Source organism: Ruegeria sp. B10, from assembly GCF_056539825.1.
The window spans coordinates 176,940-192,655 of sequence record NZ_JBQFVP010000009.1 but is presented as its reverse complement, the minus strand read 5'-3'; the positions used below and the strand labels follow the sequence as shown (position 1 = coordinate 192,655).

Genomic DNA, 15,716 nt, shown 5'->3' with positions numbered 1-15,716 from the left:
CTTATCGGTGTGGAGAAAATGGCGGCCTTGCAGGACCCAGAATAGGTCCTGCGCCTAAGGTTCGACGTCCTGCAAAACCGGAACCGAATGCTTGGCAAGCAATCCTGACAGTTCCGGGCGGCATGATCCACAGTTAGTACCCGCCTGCAAGAGCCTGCCGATTTCATCGACATCACCGATGTTCTGGGTGCCTATGGCCCGGACGATCGTATTGAGTCCGACCCCGAAACAGGAGCAGACGATCGGCCCGCCATCCTCGACGCCGTTTGCGGATCGTCCGGACAGGAGCTGATGAGGCTCGGCATCAGGCAGGGTTGCAAGATACTCCCTCATCAAGGTCACAGGTTCCCGAGAGACGAAGAGAACAGCAAGGACGTGTGGACCGTCTGACAGGGCGATCCTGAAAGACCCTCGCTTGGGGTCTTCGACCGATGTGGACAGGGCGTCAGGTAGTTGGAACCAGTCTCGGGCCGTTTTCTCCCAGTCCGAAGGCATCTCATATCCCGCCAGCTCTGTTCTGTAGCCGTTTTCGGTTTTTGCCGTTGCCCGATACTCTGCCGCTGGTGATGGAGGTGTCGCGGAGATTGCAAAACCATACCAACCGGCCTTCATGGGGTGCAATGACACTGCGGCGGCTTTGCTTTCCGGTTGGCCTGATACCGGGTCAGTAACGCCGGGTATCAATGCATCGACACGGGCCGAGGGGGCTGTTTCGCCTGTCCAGTGGATCGGCGCGAAGACCTGTCCGGGCGCGACGGCATCGGATGTCTTTAGTCGGAAGATACATGCCCCCACCGCGCTTTTAACCTCTACCAAGCTTTCGGGGTCTAGCCCGAGACGAGCCACATCTTCGGGGTGAACCTCAATAAAAGGTTCAGCTAGGTGCGACGACAGGCGCGGTGACAGGCCAGTGCGGGTCATGGTGTGCCATTGGTCCCGTGTACGCCCGGTGTTCAGAAGGAACGGGTAGCGGTCCGAGGCCTTCGCCTCGGGCGGTCTGTGGCTGACCGGGATCAGGCGGGCATTGCCGTCAGGGTGGAAGAACCGCCCGTCGCCAAAGAACCTCCCTCCAGTGCCGTCAGGCGTCACCGGCCAGCGGGTTGGTTGCAGCTCGGCATAGTCGTCGTCCGACAGGTCCGCATATCCAGAGATGTCGAAATCGCGCCCAAAGGGTTTGGCCACCAATGACAGGGCAGCGTATTCGCGGAAAATCTGCGCTGGCGAGGTATAGTCGAATGCCTCTTGCCACCCCATACGGCGGCCCACTTCGGCGAGGATATCCCAATCGGCCCGAGCATGGCCCGGAGGGGTCAGTACGGCGCGCTGGCGGCTGATCGTGCGGTCCGAATTGGTGACGGTGCCGCTTTTCTCGGCCCATCCTGCTGCTGGCAACACCACATCTGCGACGCGGGCGGTGTCTGTATGTTCGGTCAGGTCGCTGACAACAGTGAAGGGACAGGCTTTGATGGCGGCCTGCACCCGGTCGGCCTCGGGCATGGTGACGGCGGGGTTGGTATGGATCACCCAGAGGGCCTTGATCTGCCCCTTCTCGATCTCTCGAAACAGGTCGACGGCTTTCAGCCCCGGTTTCTTGGGCATGTTTGGAGCAGCCCAGAACTTCTGAACCGCCGCGCGGTGGCTTGTGTTTTCGATGTCCAGATGACAGGCGAGCATGTTGGCTAGCCCACCGACTTCTCTCCCGCCCATGGCGTTCGGCTGCCCGGTGACAGAAAACGGCCCCATGCCGGGTCGACCGATCCGGCCCGCGGCCAGATGGCAATTCAGGATCGCGTTGACCTTGTCCGTCCCGCTGGAGGATTGATTAACACCCTGGCTGAAGACCGTAACTACGCGTTCCGTCCCGATCCACATGTCACAGAAGGTGTCGAGGTCTTTCCGGTCCAAACCAGTCGCCGCCGGGTTGTCATTTTGCGCGGTGGCCAGTGTGTCCGTGAACCCTGTCGTGTGGCTCAGAAAACCCGCGTCAACCTGTCCGGTTTCATAAATTCTACCAACTAGATGGTTGAATAGGGCCACATCGCTGCCCGGTGCCAGAGGCAGGTGCAGATCCGCCTGATCGCAACTCGCCGTTTTGCGCGGGTCGATCACAACGATCCGAGTCCCCCGTGCCTGACGTGCCGCCATGAGCCGCTGATAAAGAACTGGGTGACACCACGCGAGGTTTGACCCGACCAGAACAACCAGATCGGCCTGATCCAGATCCTCATAGGTTCCGGGCACGGTATCTGTGCCAAAAGCGCGTTTGTGCCCGGCCACGGTGGATGCCATGCAGAGCCGCGAATTGGTGTCGATATTCGCCGACCCGATGAACCCCTTCATCAGCTTGTTGGCGACATAGTAGTCCTCGGTCAGCAATTGCCCCGAGACGTAGAAGGCAACACTGTCCGGCCCGTGCGCCTTGATCGCCGATGAGAACCGATCCGCAACCAGTTCAAGGGCGTCATCCCAGCTGACATCCTCACCAAACACGCGCGGGTTTCGCAGGCGGTGATCCAAGCCGACGGTCTCACCCAAAGCCAAGCCCTTGGAACAGAGCCGGCCATGGTTTGCCGGGTGGTCCGGGTCGCCGCGTACGGCCAGCCCTCCGGCCCCGTCGGGGCGTAGCAGGACGCCACAGCCAACCCCGCAATAAGCGCAGGTCGAGCGGACCTCGGGCAGGCCGGTGCCGTCCATCAGGCGGCGCTCCGATGAGAGACTGTGCTGGCATCCAACAAGACACGCCCGCCTTCGAGACGCACCGGATAGGTGGCGATCTGCCCCTCGTCAGCGCCCTGCGCCTGGCCCGTGTTCAGGTCGAAGACCCAGTTGTGCAGAGGGCAGGTAACCGATTGCCCATGCACGATCCCCTCGGACAGCGGCCCGCCTTTGTGGGGGCAGGTGTTGGTGGCGGCGAAGACCTCGGCCTCGGCGGTGCGGAAGACCGCGATACAGCCGATATGCGTTTTCACCAAACGCGCGCCGCGCAGTGGGATGTCTTCGATATGTCCGATGTCGATCCAGCTCATTCCGCGGCCTCCAGTGTGAAATCTGCAATCGGCGCGTAGGTTTGCGCTTTTTCTTTGACGTGTTCCGCCCAGGGGTCCTTGCGGTAGATGCTTTGGGACAGTTCGAACCGTTCGACCAGAGCGGCACGGTTTTCGCGGTCCTCCACGACCTGAGCCTTGACCCAGTCCATGCCCACCTTGCCCAGCCATTTATACAAGCGGTCCAGATACTTGCCGCCTTCGCGATAGACCTGCGTGACGGCCATCACGACCTCGATCGCTTCGTCTTCGGTTGGGGCCTGACAGAGTAACTCAGTCTCTTTGACGTCCATACCGGCGGCCCCGCCTATGCTGATCTGGTAACCTGAGTCCACGCAGACCACACCGATATCCTTGCAGGTCGCCTCGGCACAGTTGCGCGGGCACCCCGAAACCGCCAATTTCAACTTGTGCGGGGTCCACGACCCCCACAGGATTTTCTCAAGCTTGATGCCGAGACCCGTGCTGTCTTGCGTACCGAACCGGCAATGATCAGTGCCGACACAGGTTTTGACCGTGCGCAGGCCCTTGGAATAGGCGTGGCCAGAGACCAGACCGGCCTGGTTCAGATCAGACCAGATGGCGGGTAAATCTTCACCTTTCACGCCCAACAAGTCGATGCGCTGACCGCCGGTGACTTTCACCGTGGGCACGTCGTATTTGTCCGCCGCATCCGCGATGGCACGCAATTCTTCGGGGGTGGTGATGCCTCCCCACATGCGCGGGACAACGCTGAAAGTGCCGTCCTTTTGGATGTTGGCGTGCTTGCGTTCGTTAACGAAGCGGCTTTGCGGGTCGTCCTGATATTCCAGAGGCCAGTCGGCCAGCAGGTAATAATTGATGGCCGGACGGCAGACATGGCAGCCATTGGGTGTTGTCCAGCCTAGCTCCTGCCAAACTGCGGCTTGGCTTTTCAGCTCTTGCCCTTTGATCAGTCGGCGCACGTCCTCGTGGGTCAGGTCGGTGCAGCCGCAGATCGGTTGCGCCGTTGGCATTTGGAACTTATCACCCAGAGTGACTTGCAACACCTGTTCGACCAGCCCCGTGCATGTCCCGCAGGAGGCGCTGGCCTTGGTGCTTGCACGCACGGCCCCCAGATCGCTGGCACCTGCGTTGATCGCCTCGACAATGTCACCTTTGCATACGCCGTTGCAGCCGCAAATTTCCGCCTCAGGCGGCAATGCTGCAACGGCTGAAAGAGGGTCCGCGGTATCGCCCCCCTGATAGGCGGGCCCAAAGATCAGCGTCTCACGCATGTCTTCGATACTGGTGCCGTCCTTGATCAGCCCGAAGAACCAGCTGCCATCGGCAGTGTCGCCATACATAACCGCGCCAACCAGGCGGTCCTCTTCGATGACCAGCCGCTTGTAGACCCCGCGCGAGGGGTCGCGGAACACAATATCCTCACGCCCTGGCGCGTCTGCGAAGTCGCCCGCGCTGAACAAATCGCAGCCGGTGACCTTCAACTTGGTCGAGAGGGTTTTCTGAACAAACGCAGCCTCGTCGCCCAATAGCGCCTGCGCGGCCACTTTCGCCTGATCGTAGAGCGGCGCGACGAGGCCAAAGACCGCCCCGTCATGTTCGACGCATTCGCCCACGGCGTAAACATCCTGGTCCGAGGTCAACATCTGGTCGTCCACATGGATACCGCGCCCGGTGGCCAGACCGGCTTCTTGCGCCAGAGCCGTGTTGGGGCGGATCCCCACGGCCATGACCAGCAGGTCACATGGTAATTCGGTCCCGTCGTCCAGAAGCAGCGCGCGGACTTTGCCATCTTGCCCGAGGATTTCTTTCGAGTTCGCCTGCAGGCAAATCTTGATGCCTTTGTCTTCCAGCGACTTCTTCAGCAGATAGCCTGCGGCTTCGTCCAGCTGACGCTCCATCAGATGGCCCATGATGTGAACCACGGTCACGTCGACCCCATGCGCGGCCATACCCGCGGCGGCCTCAAGCCCCAGCAGGCCGCCGCCGATCACGACAACCTTGTTGCCCGAACCCATGCCCATCATCCGCTGGGTGTCTTCCAGATCGCGATAGGCGATCACACCGTCCAGATCATGGCCGGGCAGAGGGATGATGAACGGGTTCGATCCTGTCGCGATCACCAGCTTGTCGTAGGGCACATGTCCGTTGACCCCCTCGACCACCTTCATCTCACGGTCGATCTTGGCAACCTGCTCGCCAAAGCGGCAGGAGATGCCGCGCTCCGCATACCAGGTGTCGTCATGGGTGACGATCTCTTCATAGGTTTTCTCGCCCGACAGGACCGGGCTGAGCATGATGCGGTTGTAGTTCCCGCGCGGTTCGGCATTGAACAGGGTGATGTCGAACGCATCCGGCGCGGCGTCGGTAAGATGTTCCAGCACCCGGCCCGAGGCCATCCCTGCGCCAATGACAACAAGTCTTTGCTTCATGATTTCACTCCGCTGCAATCGCCTTGGGGGCGGGTGTTTTTGGCTTGGCGCCGTGTTCATATTCTTCGAGGAAATCGAGGACCTCTTGCCGGTAGGCGTAGTAGTCCGGGTGCTCCAACAGTGCCTTGCGTGTGCGCGGACGCGGCAGGTCGACCTTGGTGATCTTGCCGATGGTCGCTTGCGGGCCGTTGGTCATCATCACCACGCGATCGGCCAGTAGGATCGCCTCATCCACGTCATGAGTCACACAGATTGCGGTGACCTTGGTGCGAGACCAGACCTCCATCAGGACTTCCTGCAATTCCCAGCGTGTGAGGCTGTCGAGCATCCCGAAGGGTTCGTCCAGCAGTAGCAGCTTGGGGGACAGGGCGAAGGCGCGGGCGATGCCGACGCGCTGTTTCATCCCGTTCGAGAGATCCGAGGCAGATTTGTCCATCGCATCGGCCAGCCCGACGCGTTCCAGATAGTATTCGACCACATCCTGACGCTCGGCCATGCTGGCCTTGGGATAGACCTTGTCGACGCCAATCGCGACGTTCTCCTTGGCAGACAGCCAGGGGAACAAGTTTGGCGATTGGAACACCACCGCACGTTCCGGGTCGGCCCCTTCGACGTGACGGCCATCCAGTTTGATCGCGCCTTTCGAGATGTCGTTCAGACCTGCCGCCATGGTCAGAACCGTGGACTTGCCGCAGCCGGAATGGCCGATCAGCGAGATAAACTCACCCTTGTCAATCTTCAGGTCGAAATCTTCGACCACGGTCAGGGGGCCTTTTGGCGTCGGATACACTTTGTGCAGCTGCGAGAAGTCGAGGAAGCGGTTCTCGATCATCCCCTTCTGCGCCTCGGCCACCGCCGTTGGAACCCCGTGGATCGGTGTAACATCCGGCAGGATACGAGAGCCTTCGACCTTGGCCTCGATCCCCACATCCATCAGGTACTTGGTGACGTCGGCCCGGAGGCGTTTGAAGGTCTCATCGTTGTTCATCGCACCCCGATCACGTGGGCGGGGAATCGACACGCGGAACTCCTGCCCCAAAGTCCCATCGGGGTTCAGAGCGATAATCCGGTCGGCCAGAATGATAGCCTCGTCGACATCGTTGGTGATCAGCACGCAGGTCTTTTTGTCGGCCTCCCAGATGTGTTCGATCTCATCCGCCAGATTGGCGCGGGTCAGCGCATCCAAAGCGGACAAAGGCTCATCCAGCAGCAGAACCTCTGGGTCCATCGACAAAGCGCGCGCCACGTTGACCCGCTGGCGCATCCCGCCGGACAACTCCGCTGGGCGGCGCGATGCGGCATGGCTGAGTCCAACCATCTTCACATAATGCGCGACTTTCTCGGCTTTCTCGGCCTTGCTGAGGCCGGGAAAGACAGTATCCACCGCCAGCCCCACATTGCCGCTGACCGTCAGCCATGGCATCAGAGAGTAGTTCTGGAAGATCACGCCACGCTCAGGGCCCGGCCCCTTGATCGGAGTACCTTTGAACGCGACCTCGCCCTTGGTTGGCGTATCCAGACCGGCCATCAGGTTGATCAGGGTCGTCTTGCCAGTGCCCGAGAAGCCGAGGATCACCAGAAACTCACCCTCTTGCACGTCAAGGTCGATACCTTTCAGCACATCGGTGCGTGCGGTGCCTTCACCGAAGGATTTCGAGGCGTTCTTGAAGCTCAGAATGCTCATCTCGATCACCGGTTATTCGTGAAGGTAAACAGGGATTGCAGCGCGTACATCACCCGGTCCAGCAGGAAGCCGATGATGCCGATGGTGAAGACCGCAACCATGATCTTGGCGAGCGAGCTGGACGAGCCGTTCTGGAACTCATCCCAGACGAACTTGCCCAGACCGGGGTTCTGCGCCAGCATTTCCGCCGCGATCAGGACCATCCAGCCGACGCCCAACGACAGGCGCAGGCCTGTGAAGATCAGGGGCAGGGCAGAGGGCAGCACCAGTTTGGTGATCTTGGTATAGGTGTTCATTTTCAACACCTTGGAGACATTCACCAGGTCCTTGTCGATCGAGGCTACACCCAGCGACGTATTGATCAATGTGGGCCACAGCGAACAGAGTGTCACGGTGATGGCCGAGATCAGGAACGACTTCGCGAACCAGCCGTCATTGGTGACGTAGACGGCCGAGACGATCATTGTGACGATCGGCAACCAGGCCAGTGGCGACACCGGTTTAAAGATCTGGATCAGCGGGTTCAGCGCGGCATTGGCGGTCGGAGAAAGACCAGCGGCAATGCCAAGCGGCACGGCGACCACTGTGGCGATCAGAAAGCCGAAAAATACCGTTTTGATCGACGTCCAGATTTGCTGGTAATACGAAGGCGCCCCGGTAAAGGCGACTTCTTTCACTTTCTCGGGCTGACCGGCATCAATGAATTTCTGATTGCGCTTTTCGACCATCGCTTCGAATTTCGCGCGCTTGGCGGCCTTGGCCTTTGCGTCTTCGTTCAGGCTGACCATCTCGCTCCAAACCTGCGCAGGTCCGGGGACCGCACCAAGCGAGGTTTGCACCTTGGGGGCCAGCGTGGCCCAGAGCAGCAGAAAGGCACAGATCGACAAAAGAGGAACGATCAGCAACCGCCAAATCTCGGTCATCTGGGCGCGTGGGTTGTCTCCGGCAGCGGCCTTCAGGACGGGCGTAGCCCAGCTGAGGCCCAACACCTGAAACCATTTGTCGGCTGCGTTGATGCGGGTGAAAAGGCGGGCGCGACGTTCCTCGCGGGCGGCGTCTGCGTTGAATTCGGGATCGACCGTTGTCATCTGATGTGTCCTTGCGATGGCGGGGCACTTTGGGGTCCGCGCCCGACGAGGGCCGGGCGCGGCGTTTTGGGGAATTAGCCTTGTACGTCGGAACCGACGATCTTCTGCTCGCCCTTCAGACCGATGGAGAGGCTTTCGAGATAGGCGTTGGGGGTGCGGCCGTCATAGGCGATACCGTCGATGATATCTTCGGCCGGAGTCGGTGCTTTGTAGCCGTCGCTGTCCCACGGGAAATCAGCCTCGTTCGCCAGCCCTTCGTCGACCAGCAAGCGCGCGGCCTCAAGGTAGATCTCGGGCTTGTAGACCGACTTGGCGACTTCGTCATACCAGCTGTCGGGCTTGGCCTCGGCGATCTGACCCCAGCGGCGCATTTGAGTCAGGTACCAGACGGCGTCCGAGTAGAACGGGTAGGTCGCATTGTAGCGGAAGAACACGTTGAAATCGGGAACCTCGCGTTTGTCGCCTTTTTCATATTCGAACGTGCCGGTCATCGAGTTGGCAATGACGTCATAGTCCGCGCCAACATATTCCGGACGGCTTAGGATCTCGACCGCCTCGGGGCGGTTGGCGTTGTCGTTCTCATCCAGCCACTGCGCCGCACGGATCAGCGCTTTGGTCACGGCCAGAGTGGTGTTTGGGTACTCTTCCGCGAACTCGGCTGTGATGCCGAAGACCTTTTCAGGGTTGTTCTTCCAAAGCTCATAGTCGGTGATGACCGGAACGCCGATGCCTTTGAACACGGCCTGCTGGTTCCAAGGCTCGCCCACGCAATAGCCATAGATCGTACCGGCCTCCAACGTGGCGGGCATCTGCGGCGGAGGGGTCACGGACAGGAAGACATCCGCACCGATTTGACCTGTCACGTTTTCGGGGCTGTAATACCCCGGATGCAGACCGCCAGCGGCCAGCCAGTAGCGCAGCTCGTAGTTATGGGTCGAAACCGGGAAAACCATGCCCATGTTGAACGGCTTGCCTTCGGATTTGTACTTCTCAACGACCGGAGCCAATGCCTCGGCGCTGATCGGGTGCTGCGGGCGGCCGTCATCCATCTTTGGGATATTGGGCTTCATTTCTTCCCAAATCTCGTTTGAGACGGTGATGCCGTTGCCGTTCAGATCCATTGAGAAGGGCGTGATGATATGGGCTTCGGTCCCGTATCCGATGGTCGCCGCCAAAGGCTGGCCTGCCAGCATATGCGCGCCGTCCAGCTGCCCGCCGATCACGCCGTCCAGCAGTACTTTCCAGTTGGCTTGCGCTTCTAACGTCACGAACAGGCCTTCTTCCAGGAAATAGCCCTGTTCGTAGGCGACGGCTAACGGGGCCATGTCGGTCAGCTTGATAAAGCCAAAGGTCAGCTCGTCTTTTTCCAGTTCCAGCTCGGCCAATGCCGGAGAGACAAGCGCAGTAGACGCAACAAGGCCCAGAAGTAGCTTTTTCATCTCGTTCCCTTTCGGTTCAGCCCAATCGCTTTGGGCAAACAAAAAAGCCGCCGACACACACCGCCGGGAGGATTGGCGGGTGGTCGAGCGGCTCTGCTCTTAGTGGATGCCCATTTCGGCGGGCGAATTCTTACGGTGGGCGTCGTTGCCTGCCGTTGACCCGATTAAGCCTTGTCGGGTTTGGGTCGTCATCCCTTTTTGGCATTTCAGAGGTACTTTTTCTGCAATGCAGCACTGTCGAATGCTGCGCTGCAAAAAAAATAGGCAATCTTAACCGGTCGGCTCGAAAATGCGCCGGTCGAAAAAGACATTAGGGGGCAGAATCAGGCTGCCATGGGTTGAGGCCACAGCGGTCGAGGCGGGTAGTGCGCCCTCCAGCTTTTCCGAGGCGCCCGGTGATTCCACGCCCAGACCCTGCAGTTCACGACGATAAAGATCGCTACGAAAGACCTTGGCGGCCTTACGCTCGGCAGTTGTGACATCCAACCCATTTCGCAACGCCAATTGGTGCGCCATCCATTTCGCCTGACTGCGCCAAGGGAAGGTGGCGGCCCCGTCAAAGAACTCGACGAACCCGTCAACATGGCGCTGTTCGCCGCGGGCAGAGATCGTGAACTCTCCCATCAGGGCGCGGTCGATCAGTTCGGGCGAGACGTTGAGATAGGATTTGCGGGACAGCATCTCGGACGCGGTTGTGCGGCTGTCTTCACTTGATAGCCAACGCCCGGCGCGCCACACGGCCCGCATCAGGCTGCCGAGCAGATGCGGCTCGGTCTCAGCCCAGTCGTTGCGCACGGCGAGAACCTTTTCCGGTGCACACGTCCAGATCGCCTGACCCGGCAGAAGCAGAGTGCCGACATTGTCGTCGACCGCGAATGATCCCCAGGGCTCACCCACGCAAAAGGCGTCGATCTCTCCACCGGCGAGGGCCTGCGCCATCAATGGCGGTGGTACAGTGCGGATTTCCACCTTTTTCGATGCCAGCGGGGTTCCCGCCACCCAGTAGCGCAACAGTTCGACATGCATCGAGAAAGGGAAGGGGACGCCAAAGACCAGAACGTCTCCGGCGGCTTTTGCCAATGCTCCGCCGGCTTTGGCGGCATCGGCGAAATCAAAACCATATCCCTGATGTGCCAACCGTCCGGCCAATTGTGTTCCAACACCAATCACGGTGCCATTCATCGACAGCACCGACACGGCCGATAGCGGCGTCGCGATGCCGCCCAGACCCAAGGCCATGGCAACCGGCACCGGAGACAGCAGATGCGCCGCATCGACATGTCCAAAGGCCAGCATGTCGCGCAGGGACGACCAGGATGGGGCAGGGCGCAGATCCAGCGAAATGCCCTCGGCATGGTCGAACCCCATTTCGCGCGCGACGATTAATGGGGCGGCATCGACCAGCGGCATGTAGGCTACGGGAAGGGTGACGGTCCTCATGACAACAACTCTGAGGCCGTAACCAAAGCCTCGGCGACCTCGGCCACCCTGCGGTTCTGGTTCATCGCGGTTTTGCGCAACAGGGCATAGGCCTCATCCTCGGGCACGCCTTTGGCTTTCATCAACAATCCCTTGGCGCGGTCGATCACCTTGCGTTCTTCCAATGCGCGGCGGGTTTCAGCCAGTTCCGTCCGCATCTGGCGCAGCACCTGAAACCGGGCGATGGCCGTGTCGATCACCGGCTTGATACGCTCGGCCTGCAGGCCATCGACCACATAGGCTGAGACACCTGCCTCAACCGCAGCTTTTGCCAACCCACCGGCTGCTCCAGACACAAACATGGCGACGGGACGCTCCAGTGGGCCGGACGCGACCGTCAATTCCTCGAGCATGTCGCGCGACGGGTTGTCGATATCAATCAGGACGATATCGGGGCTGTGGGTGGCAATCTTGCGCGCCAATCCCGAGGCGTTTCCGATCACGAACACATCGACATCGCCGGACTCCTTCAGCGCATCCACGATGGCAAAGGCCCGGTCTTGGTTCTGTTCTACGACAACGACTGTCAGGTTCTGGCTCATACGGAGTCAGTTGGGCGCGCTGCATGGGGTTAGCAACAGATCGATTGCTGCGCTTGCAAAGGGACCACAAGTGTAGATCAATTTTTGGGCGAACAACGTCGGAGTGCGTATTCTTCAGGCAATCACAGGGCGCAGCTATTGGGATTGCCTAGGGGTCAGTCGCGTTCGTTCGATACAGTCGCCGCATCAGGGTCGGGGTCAGGTACATCGGAATCTGGTAGGCTCCGATAAAGACCATAATCGGGGCGATGACCTCAGGCGGCAAAGCGACAAAGAACAGGGCAATATTGCGATTGCCTGCGATCAAAGAAATAGCCGTCGCTTGTGCTGGTGGGCCGCGCCTGCGCAACAGGCTGAACATCACGGCCTGAGCGCCAAAGTTGATCACGCAGGCAAAAGCGACCCAGAACAGCGCGATGCCGGGCGCCTCCAGTGCCGTCGCGCTGAGCGATGGCATCAGGCCAATGACAAAGACAGCCAATGTGATCGCGCCCAGACCTTCAAGATTGCTGAGCGTGGACGCGGACGGGTTTCTGAGGACAGTCAGGCGCAAGACGATCGCGGCGGAGGCCGCAACGGCGATGGTCAGGAACAAGCGGGCCGAGGCACCGGTGACGGCGCGAATATCCTCTAGCTCTGGCATGAGCCAGAAGACGGGCAGCGCCGTCAGGGGCAAAAGCGCGGTTCCCACCACCACCAGCCGCACTGCGTGTTCCGCCGGGTGACCCATCATCAGGCACATGTTCGGGCTGCCGGAAATCGAGGGCGCTGCGGCGACGATGAGCAGTGACAGGAAGATCGGCGAACTCATCCAGCCAGCCGTGTATCCAATGGCCAGAAGCGTCAGCGGCACCGCAAGTTGCAGTGCTGCAATCGTGCGGATCACGCTGCGCAGGTCTGACAGCGAGCCAATGAGTGTTTTTGGCTCCATCCTCAGGACGGTCACGAACAGAAGCACCATGACGAGCGGTGGCAACAGCGGGCGCATCGGTTCGGCGAGGCTGGGCAAGAGCAGACCGGCAACCAGCCCCGCGACCAGTACAATGGGGCCATTGCGGGCCGCCAAATGTAGCGGGTTCAAGTGGCGCTACCCGCCGGGGCTCTGGCGCAGGTTCTCGGGCAGCCAAGTGGCCAGCTCAGGGAACCAGATCAGAACAAATACCATCAGCACCATGATGAGGAACATCGGAATGGCGGCGCGGGCGATATAGCTCATCTCGTGGTTGGTCATGCCCTGCATCACAAACAGGTTGAAGCCGATGGGCGGCGTGATCTGGGCCATCTCGACGACAACGACGATAAAGATACCGAACCAGATCAGGTCAATCCCTGCATCGCGGATCATCGGCTCGACCACGGCCATGGTCAGCACGACTGAGGAGATGCCATCCAGAAAACACCCCAGAATGATGTAGAAGACCAGCAGTACCATGAGCAGCTCGAACCGCGTTAGCTCCCACCCGGCGATCAGGTCGGCGAGGCCGCGAGGCAGGCCGGTGAAGCCCATCGACAGCGATAGGAAGGCCGCGCCTGCAAGGATCAGGGCAATCATCGCGCTGGTGCGCGTTGCGCCCATCAAGCTTTCGGTGAAGGTCTTCCAGTTGAGCGAGCCTTGACCGGCGGCCAGCAATAGCCCTCCAATCACGCCAAAGGCGGCGGCTTCGGTTGCAGTGGCATAGCCCAGATACATCGAGCCGATCACCACCGTGATCAGCAGGATCACCGGTAGCAGGAAGCGAGAGTTGTGGATTTTTTCGCGGAAGCTCAGCTTGGCTTCGACGTTGGGCTGCCAGTCCTTACCTAGTTTCGAATAGATCGCGACATAGCCCATGAACATCGCGGCCAGAACGAGGCCGGGCAGGATGCCGGCAAAGAAAAGCTTGGTGATCGATTCATTGATGGTGACGCCATAGACGATCAGCGTAAGCGAGGGTGGGATCATCAGGCCCAGTGTCGCCGCGCCGGTCAGGGTCCCGATGATCATTCGCTCTGGGTAATTGCGCTTGCGCAGTTCCGGGATCGACATCTTGCCCACGGTGGTCAGTGTGGCAGCGGATGAGCCGGACACTGCAGCGAAGACCGTGCAGCCGACGATATTGGTATGCACCAACCCGCCGGGCAGAGGGGCCATCCATGGCGATAGCCCTTTGAACATATCCTCGGATAGTCGCGTTCGATAAAGGATTTCCCCCATCCAGATGAACATGGGCAGCGCGGTCAGGGTCCAGGAAGAGGACGCGGACCAGATCGTGGTGATCATGACGTCGCCGACGGGACGAGTCGTGAACAGCTCCATCCCGACCCAGGCGACGCCCATTAGGGCAAGGCCGACCCAAACGCCGGTGCCCAACAGGGTGAAGAGGACGAAGATGAACAGGATGATGATCGAAAGGTTTTCCATACGCTCATTCCCCCTGGCTTTGGTCGGCCAGATCGGGGGTGATGCGGTGATCCCCCTTGAACAGCACGTGGAGCAGATGGTCGGTCAGCGCGATAGCGAGGATCACGGCACCGATCAGCATGGCGGATTGAGGAATCCACAGGGCGGTTCTGTCCTGCCCCTGACTGACATCGCTGAACTTCCAGCTCCAATAGACAAAGCGGTAGGCGTACCAGCAGAAATACCACATCACCGCTGTACCGATTGCGAAACACCAGATTTCGAGAACACGCCTGAACCCGTCCGGCACAGCATTCAACAGAATGGACACACGGATATGACTGCCTCGGTTCAGCGCATTGGCAAAGGCCAGAAAGGACGCGGCAGCCATGGCGTATCCGGCATAGTCGGGCGCGCCGGGAAAGACCTCTCCGGTCCAGCGTGCCAGCATCTGCACTACGATCAGCAGCAAAATGGCGATCAGGCTAAGCGCGGCCAGAACGCCTGCGGCCTGATAAATGAAATCCAGAACGGACCGAAGCCCACGCATAACCGCCATACTGTCCCCGCTTGGTTTGTCTTTTTTGAGATGGTGCGAGCGGCAGAAGGACCTGCCGCCCGTTTTGGCGTTATTGTTGCGCGGCGTTGAACGCATCGACGATGGCTTTGCCCTCGTCGCCTGCGGCCTCAAGCCATTCGTTGGTCATGGTGACGCCGATTTCTTTCAGCTCACCCACCATCTGGTCAGAGGCCGGACCAACGGTCATGCCACCATCGCGCAGACCCTGCAGTGTGAAGCCGGTATATTCCTTGGCACGCCAGTTGCCGGCATATTCGGCCAGTTCCGCACAGGCTTTGATGACGTTCTTGTTGGCGTCAGACACACCCGACCAGACGTCCGAGTTGACCATCACGTAGTTGCGCGGCAGCCAGGCGTCGACTTCGTAGAAGTAGTTCAGGCTTTCCCAGACCTTGCGGTCATAGCCAGTCGACCCGGAGGACACCATCGAGTCCGCCACACCCGTTGCAAAGGCCTGGCTGATCTCTGCGGCTTCAATCGTCACCGGCAGCATGCCCGTCAGTTCAGCCAGACGTGAGGTGGCGTTGTTGTACGAGCGGAACTTGATGCCCTTCATATCGGCGACCGAGTTCACCTCATTCTTGAAGTACAGCCCCTGCGGCGGCCAAGGCACGGCGTAAAGCAGCGTCAGGTTTTGCTCGGCCAGCAGGCTCTCGATCGAAGGCTTGGCCGCTTCCCACAGCTTGGCGCTGTCATCGAAGGACGTGGCAAGGAAGGGGATCGAGTCGAAGCCGAACAGTGCGTTTTCGTTCTGGTGTCCGGACAACAGGCGCTCGCCAATCGGGGCCTGCCCGGTCTGGATCGCGCGTTTGATATCGGCGCCTTTGAACAGAGAGCCCGAGGGGTGGGTCACGATCTCGATCTCGCCGCCGGTTCCGGTGGTTACACATTTGGCGAATTCAGCACCCGTGGCCGAATGGAAATTCGAGGCCGAATAGGCCATCGGCATGTCCCATTTCTCGGCCATGGCGGGGGCGGCCGCAGCGGCGGTCAATGCGGTTGCCGCGAGAAGGCTGGTGAGTTTCTTCATGATAGTCTCCCTATTGTTATGCGTTGGACTGGCTTC

At 60.1% G+C, this 15,716-nt stretch carries 12 protein-coding genes; all 12 read right to left on the bottom strand.

The features are described 5' to 3' along the window. Positions 1-54: 54 nt before the first annotated feature. Positions 55-2,694: a nitrate reductase gene (locus ACR0J4_RS14270; protein WP_170643257.1), complete on the bottom strand. Its 2,640-nt coding sequence runs from the start codon at positions 2,692-2,694 to the stop codon at positions 55-57. Further along, the gene (nirD, locus tag ACR0J4_RS14265; RefSeq protein ID WP_170643258.1) at positions 2,694-3,026 is read right to left on the bottom strand and encodes a nitrite reductase small subunit NirD; all 333 of its coding nucleotides are present in this window, start codon (positions 3,024-3,026) and stop codon (positions 2,694-2,696) included. Before nirD ends, ACR0J4_RS14270 begins: the two co-directional genes overlap by 1 nt. Continuing rightward, on the bottom strand, positions 3,023-5,458 hold the full coding sequence (nirB, locus tag ACR0J4_RS14260) for a nitrite reductase large subunit NirB (protein ID WP_170643259.1): 2,436 nt from the start codon (positions 5,456-5,458) through the stop codon (positions 3,023-3,025). Before nirB ends, nirD begins: the two co-directional genes overlap by 4 nt. 4 nt (positions 5,459-5,462) lie before the next feature. Continuing rightward, positions 5,463-7,142, bottom strand: a complete 1,680-nt coding sequence (locus ACR0J4_RS14255) for an ABC transporter ATP-binding protein (RefSeq protein WP_170643260.1) — start codon at positions 7,140-7,142, stop codon at positions 5,463-5,465. Positions 7,143-7,147: 5 nt separating this feature from the next. Next, positions 7,148-8,230 carry an ABC transporter permease gene (locus ACR0J4_RS14250; RefSeq protein ID WP_170549248.1) on the bottom strand — a complete coding sequence of 361 codons (1,083 nt, stop codon included), beginning with the start codon at positions 8,228-8,230 and terminating at the stop codon, positions 7,148-7,150. Positions 8,231-8,304: 74 nt separating this feature from the next. After that, positions 8,305-9,669 carry a CmpA/NrtA family ABC transporter substrate-binding protein gene (locus tag ACR0J4_RS14245; RefSeq protein ID WP_170643261.1) on the bottom strand — a complete coding sequence of 455 codons (1,365 nt, stop codon included), beginning with the start codon at positions 9,667-9,669 and terminating at the stop codon, positions 8,305-8,307. 270 nt (positions 9,670-9,939) lie between these two features. Continuing rightward, a complete protein-coding gene (locus ACR0J4_RS14240; RefSeq protein WP_170643262.1) occupies positions 9,940-11,109 on the bottom strand; it encodes an ABC transporter substrate-binding protein in 1,170 nt (389 codons plus the stop codon). Continuing rightward, positions 11,106-11,690, bottom strand: coding sequence for an ANTAR domain-containing protein (locus ACR0J4_RS14235; RefSeq protein WP_170643263.1), 585 nt, complete (start codon positions 11,688-11,690; stop codon positions 11,106-11,108). Before ACR0J4_RS14235 ends, ACR0J4_RS14240 begins: the two co-directional genes overlap by 4 nt. 148 nt (positions 11,691-11,838) lie before the next feature. Continuing rightward, on the bottom strand, positions 11,839-12,771 hold the full coding sequence (locus ACR0J4_RS14230) for a hypothetical protein (RefSeq protein ID WP_170643264.1): 933 nt from the start codon (positions 12,769-12,771) through the stop codon (positions 11,839-11,841). A 6-nt stretch (positions 12,772-12,777) separates the two neighbouring features. Further along, positions 12,778-14,091: a TRAP transporter large permease gene (locus ACR0J4_RS14225; RefSeq protein ID WP_170461618.1), complete on the bottom strand. Its 1,314-nt coding sequence runs from the start codon at positions 14,089-14,091 to the stop codon at positions 12,778-12,780. A gap of 4 nt (positions 14,092-14,095) precedes the next feature. Continuing rightward, on the bottom strand, positions 14,096-14,629 hold the full coding sequence (locus ACR0J4_RS14220; protein WP_170549262.1) for a TRAP transporter small permease: 534 nt from the start codon (positions 14,627-14,629) through the stop codon (positions 14,096-14,098). A gap of 70 nt (positions 14,630-14,699) precedes the next feature. After that, positions 14,700-15,680, bottom strand: coding sequence for a TRAP transporter substrate-binding protein (locus ACR0J4_RS14215; protein WP_170378565.1), 981 nt, complete (start codon positions 15,678-15,680; stop codon positions 14,700-14,702). Between the last annotated feature and the right edge of the window lie 36 nt (positions 15,681-15,716).